Genomic DNA, 21,850 nt, shown 5'->3' with positions numbered 1-21,850 from the left:
TTTGCCGCCGGCTTCCTTCAGATTCCCCGTCGCCGGGGACACCCTTGCCTTAAGCTATGCACTTGGCACTACCTACCTGTACTCGGGACTTTCACCCGTTAGATTGCGTCCATGCCGGGCGCACTTAAAAAAGCCATTTATAAGTTTCCTTATAAATGGCTTTGCTATGCGAAAAATGGTGCGCCCGGCGGGATTCGAACCCACGGCCTCTCGGTTCGTAGCCGAACACTCTATCCAGCTGAGCTACGGGCGCCCAATAATATCGTGGCCAGGGATACTTCCGTTGGCCACGAGTTATATTATAGCACAGTGAAATTTTTTTGAAAAGCTTTTTTTATTTATTTTTTAATGATGCCGCAGTTTGTTGTGTTCACGTTCTTCCAGAATTTCATCTTCTGTTTTGCGTCGCGGTATAAATCTTTTCACAAAATTCCCTTTACTTCGCTTAGTAATATAAAAATAACCGATAACTGAAAAGACCACTGCTCCAATAAAATTTACAAACAAGTCCTTCATGGTATCATACAAACCAATGTCGATGTATCCGCCATAATCCCAGGTTACTCCATTCACAACTATATCATGTATCGGCAAAGTAACCGCTACATTTGCTCCGGTAGGATTTAGAATAACCGAACTGATGGCCGGCAGAATCGTGTCTTTCTGCATATCTGTATGAAACAATATATCCATACCAAATTCAAAAAACTCCCACATTACACCAACTGTCATTGCAAAGCAGAAAGCAACAAACGCAACAAAAACAGGAGAAAGAGAAAACTTCACTTTTTCATTTCGATTCAAAATATCAATCATGGAAAATCCAATGGCCGCACATAGAAAGCCGTTTATGATATGGAGAATGTCATCCCATTGATGAAAAATAAGATAATACGAGTTGATTTCTCCTAAAATATCAGCGCCAAAAATAAATAAGAGTACAATAATCTCAAGAGTATTTGGCAACACGATATGCAGTCGTTTATTTAGAACCGAAGGAATCATAAACAATATGAGCGTTAAAACACAAAGAAAAACATTGTTATAATTGTTATCATAAGCCTCGGCAATAAGGACAATCACTACGAAAATCCTCAATGAAATATAAACAAAGGTCTTAATTTTATTCTCTCTGGCTTCTTTCTTAAAATCTTTAACAAGCTGTATGATCCAACTTGTTTTATTATTTTCCTTATTATTCATTAAACATCACTTTCATTTCTAATATATTTATTGCATTATAACATTAATCATCTTTTGTTTACAAATATATAATAATTGTTCACATAAATTATAACTACAAGCAATTATTTTTAAATGATTTCATATTTTTTGTTAATAGGATTAAAATATCAGAGTGCTGCCGAACTAATTTTTTTACCGTGAAGCATCAATGAAGGCTTTAAATAGATTCAAAGTATTTTCATCTTCACGCCAAAGAAACTCGGGATGCCATTGCACTGCAATTCCAAAATCTATCTCCGGTATCTCAATGGCTTCTATCAGTCCATCATCACTATAAGCTGTTGCAAGTACTCGAGGTGATAAAATTGAAATGCCCTGGTGATGCATACTATTAACCCGAATTCTTTCAGCACAGATAATATCGTTCAGTCGGGTGTTTTTTAGAATGCTTATATCATGAACCGGATACTCAAAATTATTTTCTTGTTCATGAAGGATTGGTTGCTCGCGGTCCATTTGGATATTAATGTCTTGATAAAGACTCCCACCAAAAAAAACATTTATTAATTGCAGTCCTCGACAGATTCCAAATATGGGTTTGTTTTTTGCAATAACTGCATTCAGCAACTTCATTTCTAGGCTATCCAACGGAGGGTTTATTTCATTACAATATTCCAATACTGGTTCTCCGTAATATTGCGGATCAATATCCTTGCCACCGCTAAAAAGAAATCCGTCTAATCGATCAGCGATTTCTTCAATGTCATCCTGCGTTTTTAACAGTGACAAGATCACCGGTATGCCTCCTGCTGTTGTAATTCCATCGGTATAACCGGGGTACATCCAGATACATTTCTTGTTGCTGTCATATAGAGGTAAAACCCCAATTAATGGTTTTTTGTACTGATTCATTCTATTTCCTTCCATATTTATATGCTTAATTTTAATGAGAAGTTCCACTTGCTTTTGTCATTGAAATACCATACGTATTATTTTAAACGAAAAGCATCATAATCACAAGCAAAGTTAGAATCTTAGACATAATTGTGACCAAAGCGTGATTGCTATTCTCTAAAAAGTATTATAAAATGTAACTTATAGAAAGCGGGAGATAAAGCATGTCAAAGAGAACATTTTTAATTATCACAATTATCACTTTTGTTGTATTATTTTTTACCGGATGTGTTAAAGATGATGGTTCAAAGACTTATATCACTTTAATGTCAGTTCCTATGGAAGCCACGGTTCCAAACGGACTGCATCTTGATTGCATCTTAAGTATCACCAATGCCGATCCCAATGCCCCTGAAACCCCAATGACAGCACAATTCGCAATATTTGGTTTCACAAATACACAAGGCGAAGTTGAATACTATGCCTATGGTGAAAAGAAATCAGTTTTAAATGATCAAACCCACCTACAGGAAGAGGGTTTTTATCCAATAAATTTTGTAAAAGATGGTCAAAATATTTCTGTATCATTAAAGGAAGGCAATTCTCCCCTCGCTAAAGTTAATCCAGGAACAGGAACTCCTGAAAATTATCAAGGTGAATTGCCTTTCAGCTTCTACACACCAACAGGTCAAACCGGTATGTATACCTTCACTGATGCTTCGGGCAATATCGTTTATCGTGTCTATGCAGCTTTTTCAGGAGGAACCGGAAATTTCTTCCCGGCTAATGCTGATGGGACGATGGTTTCCGGTTCACTTCCAATTAATAAAACGACCGAGACAACACTGCAAAGCCAAGGCTTCGATGCTGTTACCAATTTACTTACAACACCAATTAGTTGTAAAGAAATTCAATTCATCTATGCGGTTTAAGCTTAGCACTAAAATAAAAAGCGCCTCCAGCTACCCGACATAAAAAGTCCGATAGCTGGAGGCACACTTATTTTTGCCGATTTTTAATCGTATACCGGATAAAACTCGGGATTTTGATGGGCTTTAAAGAACAATGATAATTGTTCTTCGGTCGTTCGTCCTAAAGAAAGAGGCGGCAGATTGTTTAAAGAGAAAAATCCACTTTCAATGGTTTCGGTATTCTTTTTAAAATCGCCCTCCAGTAAATCACATAGCATTAAAATTTTATAAATTGTAAAAGGGCACGCATCCTCTACCCATTTACTGCGGTCCAGCAAACCCACAAGCCGGGTGGGTTTTACCAAAACACCGGCTTCTTCAAAAGCTTCCTTGATCACATTTTCTTGCGGAGTTCTATTCACATCTGCCCAACCGCCTGGCAGCGACCAGCAACCGTCTATTTTTTCTTTAACTAAAAGAATTTTATCATCAACGATGACACCTCCACGAACATCAACTTTCGGTGTTAAATAACCGACTTCACTTTGATAATATGATTCAATTACTTCTTTTGGGACCTCGGTGTGTTTTTCAATAATTTCCCGAGATAATTTTTCTATTTCTCTGTAACGATCTAAATCATAATCATTTTTACAATATGTTAACCCAGATTGAGATATCGATTGTAACTCTCTTGCCCATACGATCCATTGTTTTTCCATTTCTCTAATTGAAGCGTAGCTTCTCTCCTTTTAAATTTTTCAAAAAAGAGACTTCTCTTTTTTTTATATTATGTTATAATGTAAATTAGAATTAATCTAAACTATTGATGTTTAAATTCCGATTTTTGGGGAATATTTAAAACATCAATTATGACTCAGGAGGTCTATTATGTGTAAAGAACCAAAGTTTTATGTCTGTAAACATTGTGGTAATTTTGTTGGTATGATCCATGAATCCGGTGTTCAAATGATTTGCTGCGGCGATCCTATGACGGAAGTTGTTCCTAACACAACTGATGCTGCTCAAGAAAAACATGTTCCAGTCATTACTGTTGACGGTAACAAGGTCAGCGTTGATATCGGAAGCGTTCCGCATCCAATGACACCTGAACACCACATCGCCTGGGTATATCTGGAAACAGCTCAAGGTGGCCAGCGCAAATGTTTACCAGTTGATGGTAAACCACATATCGAATTCGCTCTAACACCTGGCGATAAAGTGATTGCCGCTTATGAATATTGTAACCTTCATGGTTTATGGAAAGCAAGTCTATAATTTAAATACTTTACAAATTTGAAAGAAGCCGCCTTTTCAGGCCGCTTCTTTTTTAATATTTTCTAAAAAAACTCGTCCAGGAACTCGGCGTAAGTGCCTTTGTAAAGATCAAAATCGATAAAGGTTTCATTTCCGTCGTATCCATCTAAAATGCCCCGTTGGGTATACTGCCAGAATGTAAATGAGCCTCCATTGGGAAGCGTTTTCGGCCAGCTGTTGTCCAAATCGACGATCCAAATTTTATAGTCCGTATAATCTGTCCCGATATATAAGTTGAAAACTCGTTGCGAAGTATAAATAATCGGTTTAACACCATAATGATCTTCAAGTGCTTTCAGAAACTCGTTCAATATGACCTTAGCCTGTTCCTTTGGCAGCGGATTTTCGTCATATTGACCGTACAATTCGAGATCAACGACCGGTGGCAAATTATCTTTTGATGCCGGTACATTTGCAATGAAATTATTTGCCTGATCTTTTCCCGTGGTATCATAATCCAGGAAATGGTAAGCCCCTACTTTTAAGTCGGTTTTCTGACTTGCTTCCCAATTCGTTTTAAATTGGGTATCCACATAATCATTACCTTCTGTCGCTTTGATATAGGCAAAATCAATATTTTGTTCAGCCAGGGTCTTCCAGTCAATCACCCCCTGATAAGCAGATAAATCGACACCTCTTACATAATGGTTTTTTCCATTGTCGTTATTATACAAATTAGTGCAACCATAAATTAAACAAGCAATGAGGATTAATGCCCCAATGCCGGCAAACAATAAAATCAATTTTCTTTTGCTCATTCATTAGTCCTCCTGTTCTTTATTTAGTACCTATTATATCAAAAGATTAACTGGCGGGAAACCCATTTAAGGAGTTATAATATACTCACAGATCGACTGCTCCTAAAAGCTAAATATCAGTCGTCATTTTAAAGGAGATTCTATGGCTAATCAAACAACTTTATCCCCTGTTCTTAAGGCTAAACTCACCCATTTAAAGGAATGCCTGAATGATTTTTCAAATGTCTGCATCGCTTTTTCTGGCGGAGTGGACAGTACTCTATTGCTAAAAACCGCCGTCGAAGTTCTCGGTAAAAAAGTATTGCCCATCACCGTTAACGGCGCCATGCTTCCCCGTTCTGAATTCGCCGAGGCTCAGGCCCTTGCTAACGAAATTGGTGTCTCTCCGCTAGTGATCGAAGCAGATGTTTTCGCATTGGAAAATTTCGTCAAAAATCCTCCTGATCGCTGCTACCACTGTAAAAAATTTATTTTCACCCAAATAAAAAAAGCGGCCATTGAAAATGGCTATAACGTCATTCTCGATGGATCCAATCTTGATGACATGAAAGACTATCGCCCTGGGATCCGCGCTCTTGGGGAACTGGGTATCTACAGTCCGTTGAAAGAATCCGGCCTGACAAAGCAGGACATTCGTGATCTTTCGGCTTACTTCGGTCTGCCCACCGCTGCCAAACCGGCCATGGCTTGCCTGGCAACTCGCATTCCAACCAACACCCGGATTACACCCGAGGCGCTTAAGTCTGTGGAAGCCGGCGAGGATTATCTCAAATCAATCGGACTCAGCCAGTATCGTCTGCGTTTACTTGGCGATACTGCAAAAATCGAATGCGCCCCCGAAGATTTCAATGCCATTATTGAAAACCGCCAAACATTGGTGGCTACCCTTAAAAACCTGGGTATTAAGACGGTCACTTTGGATCTGTCTGGGTATGGCTGCGGAAATATGAACGGTTAAAACTCCTCGTTTATTTCATCCAGATCTCGGTACATCTGGTACAGATCGTAATAGATGCCTTCGCTTTTGATGAGTGTCTCATGCGATCCCTGTTCCACGATGCCCTCATCCGTCAGCACCAGAATAATGTCCGCATTCCGAATCGTGGTCAGCCGGTGAGCGATGGTGAAGGTGGTTCTCCCTTTTGTCAATTTTTGAAGTGATTCCTGTACGATTCGTTCACTTTCATTATCCAATGCCGAAGTGGCTTCATCCAAAATCAGGATCGGTGGATTCTTTAAGAATACCCGGGCAATGCTGATCCGTTGTTTTTGCCCACCGGACAGCTTGACACCCCGTTCCCCTACATAAGTATCATACTGTTCCGGCAGTTTCATGATAAAATCATGAGCTCCCGCCTGTTTCGCCGCAAGCTCCACATCCTCAGCGGAGGCATCAGGCCGTCCATACATGATATTTTCCCGGATCGTTCCCGAGAATAAATAAACATCCTGCTGAACCATCCCAATCTGAGACCGCAGGGAGTGAAGTTTCAACTCCTTGATGTCCTGTCCGTCAATGCAGATACGACCGGCAGTCACATCATAAAACCGCGGAATAAGATGACACAGGGTGCTTTTACCACTCCCTGATGGTCCAACGATGGCGATATTCTGTCCGTGGGTGACATTAAGATCGATATTGGAAAGCACCTCATCAATTCCGTCTGAGTATTTAAAGCTCACTTTTTCAAAGGCTATATCGCCAACGACTTCAGTCAGTTCCTTGGCATTTTCAGCATCGGTTATTTCCGGCGGTTCATCCATCACTTCAATAAAACGTTCAATTCCGGTCATTCCTCTTTGAAATTGTTCAGCAAATTCAACAATTCTTCGAATGGATGCCAGCAACGTTGTAACATACAATAAATAAGCGATAAAATCACCCGGATTAATGGCTCCATTAATCATAAATAAGGATCCGCCCACGACCACTAAAATACTCATCAGTCCATCAAATATGCGTGTGGTCGCCTGGAATCCAGCCATATAGCGATAGGATTCCCTTTTTATTTTTAAAAACAATCGGTTGCCAACGCCAAATTTTTCCTCTTCTAATTTTTCATTGGCAAAGGATTTAACAACCCGGATTCCCAAAAGATTATCTTCAACCTGAGCATTAATTTCACCGGTTTGTACCCGGGCGCGTTTAAACGCTTCCCGCATTTTTTTTCTAAAATAGCTCGTTGATATCAACATCAACGGAAATCCGATAAAAATAATCACCGTCAGCCAGATATTGATATTGCCTAAAATTATAAACGCGACTGTAATCTTCAATCCTGCTATAAAAAATTCTTCCGGACAATGATGAGCAAATTCAGTGATATCAAAAAGATCAGTGGTAATACGGGAAATCAGCTGTCCGACTTTTGTATTGCTGTAAAATGAATAGGAAAGCTTCTGGAAATGACTAAACAGATCCCGTCGCATATCCGTTTCAATTCTTGTTCCCATCACATGACCAATGTACGCCGTAAAATAATTGGCGACTGCATCAATGATCAGCAGTGTCATATAAAACAGACCCAGGGACAAAATGATTTTAATGGTCAACCCTTGAAGATCATTCATCCCCATATTGGTAAGATACCGAATGATCAGTGGCAATACCAAATCACAAACCGTTGTCAGCATGGCACAAAAAAGATCCAGAGCCAGAATCCATCGGTATTTTTTGTAATAGGGTAAAAAGCGCTTGATTAAATAAATATTCTTGTGTTGTTTTTCCAAATTTTCTTTTCCTTTCCTATTTTTATATTGTCTCTAGATTATACCATAGTTTTTTTGCATACAAAAACGACCTTGAAAAAATAAATTCAAATTCATTCTATCAAGGTCGTATATTTGTTGAAAGTTTATTCTTTTAAAATCAGACAAGAAAATTATTCAGGCTGTAGTGCTCCATTTTTTTTTGGTTTGATTAATAAATAAGCAACTGCAGCCAATGCAAACACAGTCAATGAAACATAAAATGGGAATTTGATGTTTTCTGTCATACCCATGATTCCGGCAAGGAAAGCAAACATATAAGCCGAGCAGAATCCACCAATATTCAGAGCTGCCATAACGATACCGGAAGCGGTTGGCATTTGACTGGGGTGAACAGCAGCACCTAAATCCATAAAAACAGTCGGTATGATGAAAGCAAAACCAATTCCCGCAAGGGTTGTCCCGATATACATAAATATAATTGAATTGCCTAAGCCAATACTAGTCATGGCAACCGCCAAAAGTGCAAGACCTAGAGCCAGAGAATTTTTCTTGAAAATAGCGAATACTTTAGCAAAAATTAATCCGCCAAGCATTCCGCCCACCGTAAACATCGTTAAAACCAAAGCGGCTTCTGCCGCACCGCCCATACCTGTGGTAGCGATGATGGTTGACATGTTAACCAACATAGGATAGATAAGAGCCATTATAAAAAAGATAGCAAGGGCAAATCCAAAAACAGAACCCGGTAATTTCGGCTTTTCTTCACCAGCGGCTTGGGCCGGTACTTTTGCCGGTTCAGGTAAAAAAAGAATAAGAATAAGGGTAATAATACCCAGACCATGAATCAGGAACGCATATTCCCATGATGCAGTAGCGGCTATACCACCCAGCATTTGAAAAAGAATGCCGCCAACATTTGCAACAACGTTACTTAAACCCATCATCTTAGCACGCTCTTCACCATCAAAGAAGGCAATAATTAAAGCGGCGCCAAGTGGTACGGTAATCCCAAGACCGATACCGAAGATAGCACGAACGATCAGGATTGCAGTAAAAGACGAAGTGGCCATGAAATAAGGAGCCACGCCACCACCGATAAAGAGAATCATACCAATGATTAAGAGTGTTTTATACTTAACAACACTTCCGGCAAGGCGACCGGAAATTAATGTTGCCGGTACTGACATGAGCACTGCCAGCGTTGAAACAAGCAATAGGGTTGTAAATGGCACGGTTGGAAATGCTGCAGCAATATTTGCAATTGCCGGAGTAATTGTTCCAACTCCCATTTGAACAAAGAAAACGGAAAGAACGGCTATTTTTAGAAATTTACTATTTTTCATTTTTTCCTCCAAAATTATTAGTAATTATATAAATTCCATGACCAGTGCTTATTAACATCAGCTTTACTACAAACTAATTTATTGACACATCCTTTCATACTGCTTTAATACAAGGGTTACTCAATTAAAATCTTTCACTTTCCTTACATTTATACAGATTTGATACACTCGACAGCCTTTGATATGTTATTCTCAGCTGCCTCTCCGCGCATATTAGAAACCGTTTTCATTAATCGTTTTCAATCTATTTCCTAAGAGCTTTCCTTTTGCAAAAGATATCTGATTCAGAAAATTTCGAACTCTTAATGAGGCAATTATTATATGCGTACAACTTTTATTTATTTGTATATCTTAAGGTTTTACGATTATTATAGCAACGTATAATTGCACAAAATAATATGCGGGTGCTGTTCAAAATGCACAGCCTCTAAACGGATCCTCAGATATGGAAACTTACGCCATGAATTATTCAAATGCCTTTATACGTTATTCTAACTGTTTCATGCTGCCTATTCATCATCGAAAAAGCAAAATAAAGCGACTTCTATTTTGCTTTTTTAATTGATAAACTTCTAGATCTCTGCACTTCCTGGTTCGTCCATAACCAATTCTCTGTTTTAAATAAGACTAAATATTATTTTTCCAAAATAACTTGGCGATTTTTAGGCAAATAAAAAAGTCTGTATGAATTGGCACCATCCCATACAAACTTTTAATATTAATCTGTTTCTATTTCTAATTTTGATCATTCCGAATTATTATTTTAAAAAAATATCCTGATATTCCAAACACTTCATCTGAAACAAAAGTAGTTCTCGCAGTTTCCAATCATCAAAGTGATCACCCAGAAGCTGTTCGATACGATTAATTCGATACTGTAATGAATTTCTATGCATGTGCAGCAAATTTGAAGTCGTCGAAATACTGCTTTCATTCCTAAGATATACTTTAAAGGTTTCAAAATAATCTGATTTGTGTTCCGCATCATAATCAAGCAACTTCTGAATCATCGGATGAACCATCCGTTCAGTCGGCATCTCTTCAGCGAGGAGCTTCATGCCATAAAGGTCCGCAAATTCATAAAAATGATAGAGCCGGTCCTCTCTACCCTGTTTTTTTATGAAACCCAGAACCGTCTCAAACATAGGATTGAATTTGTGCAGTTTCAAAAATGATTCAAAAGGAGGACTTAATATGCACAGGCAATGATGAAGATCGAGAAATTCCGTCATAATTTTCTGGGTCTCATCGGACAGATAGTCGTCCCCACCAATCGGAATGATGATATAAATATACAGGTCCATCGCAATGCATTTTGAATTCGGCATCACTTTTTCCAGATAATCCATAATCGTAAAATACAAATCCGCCCTGATGTCACTGTTTCTGAATGAAATCAGCGCCATTTGATAGCTGGAATCCACATCGAATCCAAGTTTCACTAAAAGCGCATCAATTTCATCTGAATCTTTGAATTTCCGGTTGAAAAGATTGAGCAGAAACTCCTCATAGATCAGACCTCGGTCCGCTTTCATCTCAAAGTACTGACCCGAATTCCGGTTTATTTTCCTGAAAAGGTACTCATACAGCTGAAGCGTGTGCTTGTCAAAAGGTTTCCTAGTTTCATAGAATTTATGCATGCCGAAATAGGCGATCGGTCGGCCACCGCTACGCAACAGTGAAACCTGAACATGATGTCCGCTGATGCTCGAAGTGATCTCAATCGAGCTGCCTTTCGCCTTGATGATATCCCTCATCGTCGGTGAAGTATTCAAAATATTTTCGTAATATTCAGTCATATACCCTAATTTCAGTGATTTCCATATCGGATCATCCGGCGCATCCATTTCTGTACTGATGGCCAGAACCTTATGATTCAGATCCAGAATATTGACCGGCATTTCCACCATTTCTGTCGCCAGGTCAATAATTTCCTGCAATGAGGCATTTTCGAGAATCAGCGAATTCAGCCGCTCTTCAAGGGAATTGTAACGATGGAAAATACTGATAATAAAATTTATGTTTTTTTCCGGCGTAATCCCTTCAACCATCAGAAGATTGATGTTCTTATATTTTTTTATTTCAAATCCTTCCGGTATTCCCCAGCAGACCACATTCAAACTAACCGGAACTGCATCCGAGTCGGGCAAATCTTCGGATTTCATCAGATAAAGACAGTTTTCTCTAAAGTCGAAATGGTTGGGATTGTAAATTTCATATGTATCAATCACCATATCCGCATCATCGCGGATATTTTTCTGCACAATATGATTACTTAAGACTTTTTCAATAATATTTATGCTAATTTTCGTCACAATCACCTCCTTTTTATGAAAAATGATTATACCACAATTTTAATATTTGGAGTGGAATTCACGCCTTATTTCAAGAAATATTTCGAGCTTAAAAATCAATTACAACAATAGTCTCCGTTTTCTGAAATTTAAACGCTCTAAACTATACAGAGTTGTTTTTATATTTTTTTCTTGCACATCTAATTTTTTATGTGTATAATCAAAATTAAGTGAATAAAAGAAGCGAACATATGGTGCCTTGAATGCAAGGAGAATAGGGAATCAGGTGAAAATCCTGAGCGAACCCATCACTGTAAGGGCGGAGCAAACCACAATAACCACTGTTTTTTTAATGGGAAGGTGTGGCATGCGTTGATCCCCAAGTCAGGAGACCTGCCTATGATTCGGTTTGTATGAATGACGGTAAAGTTCATGGTTATTATTATTTAATAACTGTGGACTTTTTTTATTTTCCTAAAGATTAATTGAAATTCAGGAGGAGAATATGACCATTCTAGAAAAAGCCAGAGCCGGTGAAGTCACCGCTGAAATGATTGTTGTCGCAGAAAAAGAAGGGATCAGCCCTGAACTCATTCGTCAGGGAGTTGCCGCCGGTGAAATCGTTATTCTAAAAAGCACCCGCCCCAATATTAAACCGGTCGCCGTTGGAAAAGGCCTTTACACCAAAGTATCCGCCAGCGTCGGCATGTACGAAGAGTCCGACACCATTGATGGTGAACTGGCTAAGATTGCGGCCGCTGTAAAAGCCAAAACGGATACCCTAATGGATTTAAGTGTCCGAGGACCGATTGATGCAATGCGGGAGAAAGTTTTATCAACAGTCGACCGACCCGTGGGAACCCTGCCCCTCTACCAGACCCTTGCCGTGGCCCAGGAAAAATATGGCACCGCTCTGGATATGACCGCCGACGACATGTTTGAAATCATGGAAAAGCAGGCCGCTGAAGGCGTGAGTTTTTTGGCTCTGCACTGCGGCACCACCATGGATGTCGTCAATCGTGCCAAAGAAGAAGGACGAATTGACCCGCTCGTCAGTTATGGCGGATCCCATCTGATCGGCTGGATGATTCACAACCAATGTGAAAATCCGTTTTTTACCCAGTATGACCGTGTTTTGGAAATCTGTCGGAAATACGATGTGGTTCTCAGCTTCGCCGATGGGATGCGACCTGGCTGCATCGCTGATTCCCTGGACGGTGCTCAGGTTCAGGAACTGGTGATCCTTGGCGGACTGGTTAAGAAAGCCCGAAAAGCCGGTGTTCAAGTCATGGTTAAAGGTCCCGGACATGTGCCATTGGATCGGATTCAAACCACCGTTGAATTACAGAAAAGTCTTTGTGGCGGTGCTCCCTATTTTGTCTTCGGTTGTCTTCCCACCGATTCCGGAGTCGGCATGGATCATGTCACCGGCGCCATCGGCGGCGCCATTGCTTCCTATTATGGAGCTGACTTTCTCTGCTATGTCACACCTGCCGAACATATCGGCATGCCTAACGTTGAAGATGTCTACCTTGGGGTCATGGCCAGCCGTATTGCCGCCCATGCCGGAGATATCGGGAAAGGTCATCCTAACGCCATCGCCTGGGATGAAGAAATGTCCGTCGCCCGCCGCAAGCTCGACTGGAACAGACAGATGGAATTAGCCATTGATCCCGAAACCGCCACTAAAACGTGGAAGGCCCGAAGTACCGATTTTTCCTCTGAATGCACCATGTGCGGAGATTTCTGTGCGATGAAAGTTATTGGCCATTACTTAAGAGAAGAAAACAAGGAAGCGAGGAACTAATAATGACTCAAATGATAAAAGCCCGGGCCGGAAAAATAACCGAAGAAATGGAAATGGTTGCGCTTCAAGAAGGCGTAACCCCAGAATTCATCCGCAATGGTGTTGCCAACGGCCGCATCGTCATTCCTAAAAATAAAAATCGCGAGCATTCCCGAATCTGCGGCATCGGCGGCGGACTGGATATAAAGATCAACGGTTTGATGGGAACATCCAGCGATCGGGACGATATGGAAATGGAAGTTAAAAAAATACAGGCAATGGAAGAAGAAGGCGCCAGTGCCTTTATGGATTTAAGCATGGGTGAGCATATCAATGAAATGCGTAAGCTAAGTCTTCAGTCAAACATCGCTGTTGGCTGTGTGCCGGTTTACCAGGCCAGCGTGGAAGCCGTTGAAAAAAGAGATTTGATGGTTAATATGACCTCTGACGATCTTTTTTCAGTCATTGAACAACAATGTGAAGAAGGCATGGATTTTATGGCAGTTCACAGCGCCTTGAATATGGATTTGCTGAAAATTCTCAAAAAAACCGGCCGGGTGACCGACATTGTCAGTCGCGGCGGTTCTTTGATGACGGGATGGATGTTCCACAATGACAAAGAGAATCCTTTATATGCAGAGTTTGACCGTCTTCTGAAGATTCTTAAAGCCACCGATACGGTTCTCAGCATCGGAGATGCCATCCGTCCAGGCTCTAATGCTGATTCACTCGATCAATCACACCTTCGCGGCCTGATGATTGCCGGAGAATTGACCAAACGTGCCTTGGCAGCCGGAGTCCAGGTGATGGTTGAAGGTCCCGGGCATGTGCCGCTGAACCACATTCCCACCGCCATGCTTCTGCAAAAACGTCTTTGTTACAATGTTCCCTACTATATTCTGGGCTTCCTGGCCACCGATGTGGCTCCCGGTTATGATAATATTTCCGGCGCCATCGGCGGTGCTTTTGCCGGCATGCACGGCGCTGATTTCCTCTGCTACCTGACTCCTGCGGAACATTTGGGTCTTCCCAACGAAGAGGATGTCCGTATCGGGGTCCGAACCACCAAAATCGCCGCTCAGGCTGCCAATGTTTTAAAACGGGGAACCGCCTGGAACAAAGATTTAGCGATGGCAAAAGCGCGAGTCGCCCGAAACCAGGAGGATCAAATCAAACTGGCGATCAATCAGGCCAACCTGACTGCCGCCTTCGCTGCCAGTCCATCTCACGGCTGCGCCGTCTGCCGGGATACGCGTTGTCCTGCTGATGTGGCGGCGGAATTCTTTGGCCTTGCTTGAAATAGAATTTGCTGTTAAACTGAAAACATTATCATGACCGGCTTGTTCCATCGGGGCATGTTCTGGCCGGGCGGGTAATACCCGCCCCTACAAATTTAACTGATATAGCAATTTCACATGAAAGGATACGACATGATCGCAACAAAATATACACTCAAACAAGTTATCGAAAACACTGAACCAGCTGATCCGAAGTGGCGGCTGGCGGCAAGAGATCACATTGAAAAACTGGCAATCCCGCCCTGGAGCCTGGGACAGCTTTTGACTTTAGGGGAACAGCTCTCCGGGATTCAACGAACCATTCGCCCCAATGTAGACAGAAAAATGGTCATTACCATGGCCGGAGATCATGGCGTGGTTGCCGAAGGGGTTTCGGCCTGTCCCCAGGAAGTCACACCCCAAATGGTTGAAAATTTCGTTAATGGCGGAGCGGGAATCAATATTCTGGCTAAAGCCGCCGGCGCCGAAGTCATTGTCGTGGATATGGGCATTGCCGTTGACCTGCCGGAGCTTGTCAAAAACGGCCAACTGATTGACTGCAAGGTAGACTATGGTACTAAAAACTTCTACCATGAACCGGCAATGACCCGGGCACAGGCCGTTCAGGCTTTGGAGGCAGGCATCAATGTCGCTTCTAAAGTGATTGAAGAACAAGGGATCAACTTATTAGCTACCGGCGACATGGGCATCGGAAACACCACCCCAAGCGCCGCAATTTTAGCCGTCATGGCGGAATATCCGGTTTCATCCGTCACCGGCAGAGGCACCGGCATCGACAACGCCGCCCTGATTAAAAAAATCAAGGTGATTCGGGAATCCATCAATCGCCTTCAACCAGATAAAAATGATCCGATTGATGTCCTGGCCAAAATTGGCGGCTTTGAAATCGCCGGCATTGCCGGAGTAATTCTTGGAGCGGCTTATCATCGGGTGCCGGTTTTGGTGGATGGCTTTATTTCCACTGCCGGAGCGCTTATTGCCAAAGGACTTTGTCCTCAATCTCTGGATTATATGATTCCCGCCCATCAATCCGAAGAACCCGGTCATCAGCTCATGTGGCAGAACTTGGGCCTGCATCCTCTCCTTAACTTAAATTTCAGACTTGGAGAAGGAACCGGAGCGGCAGTTGCCATGCATATCGTGGAATCATCCGCCCGGATTATGTGCGATATGTTTACCTATGAAGATGCCGGTGTTACCAAAGGAGCAGGTACTATTGAAAGCTTATGATCCCCACACTAACGGCGGCCAATATTTAGAAGATCTTTCAACCGCCTATTGGTTGTCCGATGCTTTGTTTACGGCACTTGAAATGGACATTTTTGAAACAATTCATGTTTTTGGCAGCCAGGGGGCAACCCCGAGTGAGCTCTCCCAGACCTTATGTTCCAACGAAGCCGCAGTCGGCCGTTATCTTGAACTGCTAAGAAGTTTGGGCCTTTTAGAACGATATCAGGAGTTTTATAGCAATTCTCTGCTCACTCAAGACTATTTACTGAAGGAAAGTCCCCTCTACCAGGGGGACTCCATTCTGTGGCGAAAAAATCTTACTGCGGATTGGAACACCCTGAAAGCTTCTTTGCAAGCCGGAGGCCGGGTTAATTTTCTGTCTGAAGATACCAGTGAAGATGAGTTGGATAACCGCCGGGAGAAATATATCAAAGCCATGGATAACATCGCTAAACTTAAAGCCAGTGAGTGTGTCACTTTTTTTAGCTCTCTTTCCGGCGAAATCCTCGATGTTGGCACCGGTTCCGGAGCTATGGCGCTAGCTTTTTTAGACAAGTTTCCGGATACCAGGGCTACTCTGTTGGACATCCGTCAGGTTCTTCCCCAGACAAAAAAGATAATCGAAAAAACACCTTTTTCAGCTCGGGTTGACTATCATCCCGGCAATATTTTAGAACCGGAATGGGGACTGACTAAAAAATACCAACTAATTATTCTATCCAACATTGTCCATGCTTATGCTGAAGCCGAAAATGAGTTGGTGTTAAGTACCGCTGCAAAACATTTAACGGATGACGGCATCCTTCTCATTCATGATTTTTTTAATGAACATTGCACCGTTAAAGCACACCTTTCCGATGTCAACATGCTGCTGAATACTTACAACGGCAAAGTGTTTTCGGGAGCATGGGTGATTGATACGTTAAGAAAAAACGGTTTATCCACCACTCCCCTTATCCCATTGGAAACCGATACAGCCCTTATTTTTGGTACCAAGTCATTATCTCTGATTGAAAATTTAGCCATCACACCCACTCAGAAACTAATTCATCCGATCCGGGAAGTGGGATTTCATGATGTCTTCGAAATTTCTCCTGATTCAGTGGTGATTACAGACTTTGCCAAAAACAAGTGCCGTTTCGGATGTTCATCCTACGATAAAAAGCATTGTGAAGCCAACGACATCAGTCTGGATGAGACCCGGAGTCTTATCTCCAGCTATTCAAAAGCCCTTCTTTTGAAAGGCGAACCCCCAACCGGAGATTTTCAGCATAAAATACTGGCTGCTGAAAAATTAGCGTTCACTGCTGGCTTTCATAAAGCTTTCTCCTTTTGGGCCGGTCCCTGTGCCATCTGTCCTAAATGCGATCCTGATGAACCCTGCAAAAACACGAAAAATCGACGACCTTCCATGGAAGGCTCGGGAATTGATGTTTTTGAAACTGTTCGCGGAAACGGCGAGACGCTGGAAACCCGCTCCGCCAAAGACCAGATCGTCAAATATTACGGACTGTTGCTGCTGGAGTAACCCGCACTTTTTATCATACTTATGACGATTGATTCATCACATTACTAAAAAATACAATCAAGGAGCCATCATGAAAATACTATTCGTTCAAGCGCTCTCCATGGAGGGCATTGACATCGAGCGGGTTTATCCCATTGGGATCGTTGTTCTTGCTTCCCAGGTCGAACGTCAAACCAATTACGATCTCCATCTTTTTGATATGAATATGTCCCCGGACCCCTATGGGGATCTGAGACATCAGCTGGATGCCCATCAGCCTGACGTTATCTGCGTTTCGCTGCGAAATATCGATCCCCTCGGAAACAAAACATCGTCCCTCATTCCTAACTTTGCGGTAACTTTAGCTTTCATTGACAAATACGCTCCGGAAGCAACGATTTTAGTCGGAGGCACCGGTTTTTCTTTATTTCCAGAACGTTTAATGATAGAATATCCAGAAATTGATTTCGGGGTCACCGGCGAAGCAGAAAAAATCATCGTTCCGCTTTTGGCAAATTTAGCGAACCCGCCCCGCCTGCCCGGTTTATGTTTCAGAGCCAACGGGAACGTTTCAATTGTCCCTCCCGTTGGAGATTACAATATGTTGGAATACCAGATGCCCAATCGCGATTTGCTGGACCCCCGGCCCTATCTGACCGTCAATAAATATGTGGAAAGCATCGGTGTGGAAACCAAACGCGGATGCAGTTTTACCTGCGGCTACTGTTCCTATCCACTGCTCCAGGGAAACAACATGCGTTGCCGCACCCCGGAATCCGTCGTGGATGAAATCGAATTTCTTTACAATACCTATGGTGTCACCCGGATTCATTTCACCGATTCGGTGGTAAATCTTCCCGTTGATCACCTGGATAACATCTGTACGGAAATACTAAAACGCGGTCTTAAGATCAATTGGAGCGGTTTTTTCAGAGAAAACCTTCTAACCGAAGAAAATGTGGCTCTTTACTCAAAGTCCGGCTGTGAGTGTTTTTCCCTTTCACCTGACGGGCTCAGTCAAACCGCACTGGATGCTATGGATAAACACATGGCTGTCAGAGATATCCTCAATACCGCCCAAGTGCTGGCCAATAGCGGTGTCGTGACTGTTTATCATTTTCTGGTTAATACCCCGGGAGACACCGAGGAAACCATTAAAGAGGCCAAAGAGCTCATCGACGCAATTTATAACATCCACTATGCATCGAAAACCCTGGGTACGATTGTTTTAAACAATATTCGTATTTTGCCGGGAACCAAGGTTGAAAAACAAGCGCTTGAAAATCATGTGATTACACCGGAAACCGATTTGCTCTACCCCACTTATTACAACCCCGCCCCTTTTGATCGGTTGCGTTATGATTTGGAAATCTATCATACCAAGAAAAATATATTTATGTGGCAGGAGGTCGCACTATGAAAGTACTTTTATTAGAACATCCCCGCTCCTATGGGGAAGATCGCTGCAACGATATCGCCAATGCTCCCTTATCCGCCTGTTTAAATACCGGCTATATCGGGGGAATGCTTGCTTCCAAAGGCATCGATGTCACCATCGTCGACGGCTACCTGGAAAAGCTGGATTATCCCGCCATTGAAGCAGAGATTGCCAGAATCCGCCCCACCATTTTAGGTATTCACCTGGTGTATCACTGGGAAAACAATCAAACCCTCTACCAGTTTATTGAGCAGGTCAAAGCGGCCTATGCCATTGACTACGTCACTGTTTATGGTTTCTATCCCACTTTTGCCTATGCGGAAATTCTCAACCGCTGCCCGGCCATCGACTCGGCACTTTTAGGCGAAAACGAGCTGACGTTCTCAAAACTTGTGGATCATTTTCCGGATGACCATTTGCAGGGAATTGCCTACCGACAAGACGGGAAAATCATCGCCACTCAGGGGGAGATCACCACCGATGTGGATTCACTCCCTTTTCCGCTGCGCAGTAAAGGATCCTATTCTTTTGGCGAAATCAACATCTCCGGCAGCCGCGGTTGCTACGGCGGCTGCACCTTCTGCTACATCAACCCCTATTACGGGGATGCCAAACGAAAATGGCGGGGGCGAAGCCCTGAAAATATCATTGCCGAAATTGACGCTATTATGAAGGAAACCGATATCCGCTATTTCTATTTTGTGGATCCCAACTTTTATGGTCCCGGTCGGGCCGGAAAAGACCGGGTGCTCAAACTTGCCGCACTCTTGAAAGATCGAAACATCCGCTTCGGCATTGAAGCCAGAGCCAACGATATTGAGGAAGAAACCATCACGGCTCTTACTGATGCCGGTCTTTGCCATATTCTCATCGGTTTGGAAAGTGGCCGGGATGAGGCGTTAAAACGGCTGAACAAACTGACCACCGTTGCCGATAATGAAAAAGCTCTGAAGATTTTGAGAAAATACGGTATTGAACCCAGCGTCGGCTTTATTATGTTCGAACCGGACTCCACCCTTGAAGATCTGAAAATAAATTACGATTTTCTTAAACGGAATGATCTTCTGGAAAAACTGGAAATAAGCGTCAATGTTCTCTATCATCATATGATCATTCTTCAGGGAAGCTCATCCTACAAAGCCCTTAAGGAGCAAGGACGACTCAATATTTCTGATCACTCCACCTACGAAGCCGATACCGATTACCTGAATCCAAAGGTTGCCGCTATGGCCGGAATGATGCGGGATATGACCAACCATATTTTCACTTATATGAAAGATTCCTGGGAACTGAGCTTAAAAAAGGATCCTGTGATCACCGATAAATACGATCAAATCAATAAGCTGCTGGTGTACTCCTTTGCCGGCTTATTGAATGAATTTGACAACGATGAAATGACGACTGAAAAAATAAATATTTATGTGAAATCATTCAATCAGACCGTTGATTTGATCATGTCATAAAAGTAAAAAGCTATACCGACCATTGCTGCACCTTCAGCAATGGTCGGTACTATTTTTTGGAGCCTGCTGGTCGATACAGACCGCCGCGTTGTATTATTTACCTCTGATCAAGCGAAACCAGGCAGGTGTAATTCCGAAACAGTTTGCTCTTTTTTCCTGTTAAAATTATAAAAACTCACCCTTGACTCTCCCCGTGGAGGAGGATTTATACTTCAAACTGTAGCAAGAAATGATTGGAGGAAAAAATGGAAATCAGTATCGAAGTGAAAAATTTAAACAAGCATTACGGCAATCGGGTTGCGGTGAACAACTTAAATCTCACCGTTAAAAAAGGAGAGGTGTTTGGTCTTCTGGGTCCCAATGGGGCTGGCAAATCAACCACCATCGATTGTATCCTGGGTCTTAAATCCTTTGATAACGGATCGGTTCAGGTTCTGGGCATGGATCCGACAAAAGAAAGAAAGCGACTTTTTGAGCGGGTGGGTGTGCAGCTGCAGTCCTCCAGTTATCAGGGCAATATCCGGGTAGGCGAAATCTGTGAGGAAATTGCTGCCCTTTACCACTCACCGGCTAATTACGATGACCTGCTGGCCCAGTTTAAGCTGGATCAATTCCACAAGCAGCCCGTGGCAAAACTTTCTGGCGGCGAAAGACAAAAGCTCTCAGTGCTGCTGGCGCTGATTCCTCAGCCCGAGGTCCTCTTCCTGGACGAGCTCACAACCGGGCTGGACACCGAGGCCAGACGGGCGGTATGGGATGTTTTAACTGATCTGAAAGAAAAGGGGCTGACACTTTTTCTCACCTCTCATTACATGGATGAAGTGGAGGTTCTTTGTGACCGAATCTGCATCATCAACCAGGGGCATGCGCTGGTGACAGACACCGTTCCTGAGCTAATTAAAAGAAGTCCCTACAAACGACTGGAAGACGCTTATCTCTGGGTAATGAAGGAGGAAATCGCGGTATGAAAAAATTTTTAACCTTGCTAAAAATCGAAGGCAAACTTTCCCTGCGATGCATTGACAGCATCTTTTTCGGAGTCTGCATGCCGGTGGGCATTATGATCTTAATCGGACTCATTGCCGGACAAAACCCGACCACTAGCGATGCCGGCACTACCTTGATTCAGAGTTCATTCGGAGCCCTGGCCACGGTGGGGATTTGTGCCACTGCGTTTATGGGCATCCCCCTGACTATCGCGGATTATCGGGACAAGAAAATTCTCAAGCAATTTTTTGTGACACCGGTGAGTCCAACTATGCTATTATGGGTACATGCTGTCATCAACATGCTGCTGTCAGTCGTTTCAGCCCTGCTGATTTACGCCGTGGCCAAGACCTTCTTCGGTTATGAAATGATGGGCTCCAAGCTGGCGTTTATGGGGTCTTATCTGCTGGTCATGGTTTCCATGTACAGCCTGGGACTGCTCATCGCCAGCCTGTGCCAAACGGTCAAAACCGCCAACGTGGTCTGTAGTATTGTTTACTTCCCGATGCTGTTTTTATCCGGTGCCACCATTCCCTTTGAGATTTTTCCCAAACCACTCCAGGCAGTAGCTGGTTTTCTCCCCCTTACCCAGGGCATTAAGCTTTTAAAATCAACAAGTCTGGGGCTGGAAACAAGTCTGCTGATTCCCCTGATTGTTTTGTTTGGATCTCTGGTAATCGGAATTATTCTATCGATGCGATTCTTCCGCTGGGAATAAGAAAGGAAA

The 21,850-nt window shown here is 42.7% G+C and carries 18 protein-coding genes, 1 tRNA gene and 1 riboswitch; of the genes, 11 read left to right on the top strand and 8 right to left on the bottom strand.

The features are described 5' to 3' along the window. Positions 1 to 176: 176 nt before the first annotated feature. The 3 genes from FZC41_RS12950 to FZC41_RS12940 form a co-directional block, all read right to left on the bottom strand. Positions 177 to 253: transfer RNA gene (locus FZC41_RS12950), tRNA-Arg, on the bottom strand. Positions 254 to 345: 92 nt separating this feature from the next. Continuing rightward, positions 346 to 1,203, bottom strand: coding sequence for a DUF2238 domain-containing protein (locus FZC41_RS12945; RefSeq protein WP_148567824.1), 858 nt, complete (start codon positions 1,201 to 1,203; stop codon positions 346 to 348). 174 nt (positions 1,204 to 1,377) lie between these two features. Further along, on the bottom strand, positions 1,378 to 2,097 hold the full coding sequence (locus FZC41_RS12940) for a gamma-glutamyl-gamma-aminobutyrate hydrolase family protein (protein ID WP_148567823.1): 720 nt from the start codon (positions 2,095 to 2,097) through the stop codon (positions 1,378 to 1,380). A gap of 206 nt (positions 2,098 to 2,303) precedes the next feature. Here FZC41_RS12940 and FZC41_RS12935 point away from each other — a divergent pair, with 206 nt between their 5' ends. Beyond that, positions 2,304 to 3,011 (top strand): hypothetical protein, encoded by a 708-nt coding sequence (locus FZC41_RS12935; RefSeq protein ID WP_148567822.1) that lies wholly within the window; start codon positions 2,304 to 2,306, stop codon positions 3,009 to 3,011. Positions 3,012 to 3,094: 83 nt separating this feature from the next. On the opposite strand, the gene FZC41_RS12930 is transcribed toward FZC41_RS12935, so the two are convergent. Beyond that, entirely contained in the window at positions 3,095 to 3,712 is a 618-nt protein-coding gene (locus tag FZC41_RS12930; protein ID WP_148567821.1) for an NUDIX hydrolase, read from the bottom strand. Between the two features lie 169 nt (positions 3,713 to 3,881). Between FZC41_RS12930 and FZC41_RS12925 the strand changes: the two genes are divergently transcribed. Further along, positions 3,882 to 4,268 carry a desulfoferrodoxin family protein gene (locus FZC41_RS12925; protein ID WP_148567820.1) on the top strand — a complete coding sequence of 129 codons (387 nt, stop codon included), beginning with the start codon at positions 3,882 to 3,884 and terminating at the stop codon, positions 4,266 to 4,268. A gap of 62 nt (positions 4,269 to 4,330) precedes the next feature. Here the strand turns inward: FZC41_RS12925 and FZC41_RS12920 are convergent, their stop codons facing one another. Then, the gene (locus tag FZC41_RS12920; RefSeq protein ID WP_148567819.1) at positions 4,331 to 5,065 is read right to left on the bottom strand and encodes a glycoside hydrolase family 25 protein; all 735 of its coding nucleotides are present in this window, start codon (positions 5,063 to 5,065) and stop codon (positions 4,331 to 4,333) included. Positions 5,066 to 5,207: 142 nt separating this feature from the next. On the opposite strand from FZC41_RS12920, the gene larE reads away from it, so the two are divergent. Further along, positions 5,208 to 6,023: an ATP-dependent sacrificial sulfur transferase LarE gene (gene larE, locus FZC41_RS12915; protein ID WP_148567818.1), complete on the top strand. Its 816-nt coding sequence runs from the start codon at positions 5,208 to 5,210 to the stop codon at positions 6,021 to 6,023. Here the strand turns inward: larE and FZC41_RS12910 are convergent. The 3 genes from FZC41_RS12910 to FZC41_RS12900 all read right to left on the bottom strand — a co-directional run bounded on the left by FZC41_RS12910 (position 6,020) and on the right by FZC41_RS12900 (position 11,435). Continuing rightward, on the bottom strand, positions 6,020 to 7,795 hold the full coding sequence (locus FZC41_RS12910; RefSeq protein ID WP_148567817.1) for an ABC transporter ATP-binding protein: 1,776 nt from the start codon (positions 7,793 to 7,795) through the stop codon (positions 6,020 to 6,022). The genes larE and FZC41_RS12910 overlap by 4 nt on opposite strands. Positions 7,796 to 7,947: 152 nt before the next feature. Next, the gene (locus tag FZC41_RS12905) at positions 7,948 to 9,120 is read right to left on the bottom strand and encodes an MFS transporter (RefSeq protein ID WP_148567816.1); all 1,173 of its coding nucleotides are present in this window, start codon (positions 9,118 to 9,120) and stop codon (positions 7,948 to 7,950) included. A gap of 758 nt (positions 9,121 to 9,878) precedes the next feature. Beyond that, on the bottom strand, positions 9,879 to 11,435 hold the full coding sequence (locus FZC41_RS12900) for a PucR family transcriptional regulator (protein ID WP_148567815.1): 1,557 nt from the start codon (positions 11,433 to 11,435) through the stop codon (positions 9,879 to 9,881). Between the two features lie 214 nt (positions 11,436 to 11,649). Beyond that, positions 11,650 to 11,829, top strand: a riboswitch (cobalamin riboswitch). Positions 11,830 to 11,919: 90 nt separating this feature from the next. Here FZC41_RS12900 and thiC point away from each other — a divergent pair. The 8 genes from thiC to FZC41_RS12860 all read left to right on the top strand — a co-directional run bounded on the left by thiC (position 11,920) and on the right by FZC41_RS12860 (position 21,841). Then, complete coding sequence (thiC, locus tag FZC41_RS12895) at positions 11,920 to 13,221, top strand: phosphomethylpyrimidine synthase ThiC (RefSeq protein ID WP_148567814.1); 1,302 nt, start codon at positions 11,920 to 11,922, stop codon at positions 13,219 to 13,221. A gap of 2 nt (positions 13,222 to 13,223) precedes the next feature. Next, a complete protein-coding gene (gene bzaB, locus FZC41_RS12890; RefSeq protein ID WP_148567813.1) occupies positions 13,224 to 14,498 on the top strand; it encodes a B12 lower ligand biosynthesis ThiC-like protein BzaB in 1,275 nt (424 codons plus the stop codon). Positions 14,499 to 14,630: 132 nt separating this feature from the next. Continuing rightward, positions 14,631 to 15,728 (top strand): nicotinate-nucleotide--dimethylbenzimidazole phosphoribosyltransferase, encoded by a 1,098-nt coding sequence (cobT, locus tag FZC41_RS12885; protein ID WP_148567812.1) that lies wholly within the window; start codon positions 14,631 to 14,633, stop codon positions 15,726 to 15,728. Continuing rightward, positions 15,715 to 17,256: a DUF2284 domain-containing protein gene (locus FZC41_RS12880; RefSeq protein ID WP_243136719.1), complete on the top strand. Its 1,542-nt coding sequence runs from the start codon at positions 15,715 to 15,717 to the stop codon at positions 17,254 to 17,256. Before cobT ends, FZC41_RS12880 begins: the two co-directional genes overlap by 14 nt. Before the next feature lie 70 nt (positions 17,257 to 17,326). Further along, positions 17,327 to 18,655 (top strand): B12 lower ligand biosynthesis radical SAM protein BzaD, encoded by a 1,329-nt coding sequence (gene bzaD / locus FZC41_RS12875; protein ID WP_148567811.1) that lies wholly within the window; start codon positions 17,327 to 17,329, stop codon positions 18,653 to 18,655. Then, complete coding sequence (locus FZC41_RS12870; protein WP_148567810.1) at positions 18,652 to 20,136, top strand: B12-binding domain-containing radical SAM protein; 1,485 nt, start codon at positions 18,652 to 18,654, stop codon at positions 20,134 to 20,136. Before bzaD ends, FZC41_RS12870 begins: the two co-directional genes overlap by 4 nt. 245 nt (positions 20,137 to 20,381) lie before the next feature. Next, positions 20,382 to 21,104, top strand: a complete 723-nt coding sequence (locus FZC41_RS12865; RefSeq protein WP_148567809.1) for an ABC transporter ATP-binding protein — start codon at positions 20,382 to 20,384, stop codon at positions 21,102 to 21,104. Continuing rightward, positions 21,101 to 21,841 carry an ABC transporter permease gene (locus tag FZC41_RS12860; protein WP_148567808.1) on the top strand — a complete coding sequence of 247 codons (741 nt, stop codon included), beginning with the start codon at positions 21,101 to 21,103 and terminating at the stop codon, positions 21,839 to 21,841. The genes FZC41_RS12865 and FZC41_RS12860 overlap by 4 nt, the downstream gene beginning before the upstream one ends. Positions 21,842 to 21,850 lie beyond the last annotated feature (9 nt).

Source organism: Acetobacterium paludosum (assembly GCF_008086595.1).
Classification (GTDB): domain Bacteria; phylum Bacillota; class Clostridia; order Eubacteriales; family Eubacteriaceae; genus Acetobacterium; species Acetobacterium paludosum.
Note: the sequence above shows the minus strand (reverse complement) of the source record. Positions and strands in the feature narration are given on the sequence as shown.

Excerpts from the sequence above, each read along its gene's own strand:
- FZC41_RS12945 (WP_148567824.1), bottom strand. The coding sequence starts at position 1,203 with ATGAATAATAAGGAAAATAATAAAACAAGTTGGATCATACAGCTTGTT.
- FZC41_RS12940 (WP_148567823.1), bottom strand. The coding sequence starts at position 2,097 with ATGAATCAGTACAAAAAACCATTAATTGGGGTTTTACCTCTATATGAC.
- FZC41_RS12935 (WP_148567822.1), top strand. The coding sequence starts at position 2,304 with ATGTCAAAGAGAACATTTTTAATTATCACAATTATCACTTTTGTTGTA.
- FZC41_RS12930 (WP_148567821.1), bottom strand. The coding sequence starts at position 3,712 with ATGGAAAAACAATGGATCGTATGGGCAAGAGAGTTACAATCGATATCT.
- FZC41_RS12925 (WP_148567820.1), top strand. The coding sequence starts at position 3,882 with ATGTGTAAAGAACCAAAGTTTTATGTCTGTAAACATTGTGGTAATTTT.
- FZC41_RS12920 (WP_148567819.1), bottom strand. The coding sequence starts at position 5,065 with ATGAGCAAAAGAAAATTGATTTTATTGTTTGCCGGCATTGGGGCATTA.
- larE (WP_148567818.1), top strand. The coding sequence starts at position 5,208 with ATGGCTAATCAAACAACTTTATCCCCTGTTCTTAAGGCTAAACTCACC.
- FZC41_RS12905 (WP_148567816.1), bottom strand. The coding sequence starts at position 9,120 with ATGAAAAATAGTAAATTTCTAAAAATAGCCGTTCTTTCCGTTTTCTTT.
- thiC (WP_148567814.1), top strand. The coding sequence starts at position 11,920 with ATGACCATTCTAGAAAAAGCCAGAGCCGGTGAAGTCACCGCTGAAATG.
- bzaB (WP_148567813.1), top strand. The coding sequence starts at position 13,224 with ATGACTCAAATGATAAAAGCCCGGGCCGGAAAAATAACCGAAGAAATG.
- cobT (WP_148567812.1), top strand. The coding sequence starts at position 14,631 with ATGATCGCAACAAAATATACACTCAAACAAGTTATCGAAAACACTGAA.
- bzaD (WP_148567811.1), top strand. The coding sequence starts at position 17,327 with ATGAAAATACTATTCGTTCAAGCGCTCTCCATGGAGGGCATTGACATC.
- FZC41_RS12870 (WP_148567810.1), top strand. The coding sequence starts at position 18,652 with ATGAAAGTACTTTTATTAGAACATCCCCGCTCCTATGGGGAAGATCGC.
- FZC41_RS12865 (WP_148567809.1), top strand. The coding sequence starts at position 20,382 with ATGGAAATCAGTATCGAAGTGAAAAATTTAAACAAGCATTACGGCAAT.
- FZC41_RS12860 (WP_148567808.1), top strand. The coding sequence starts at position 21,101 with ATGAAAAAATTTTTAACCTTGCTAAAAATCGAAGGCAAACTTTCCCTG.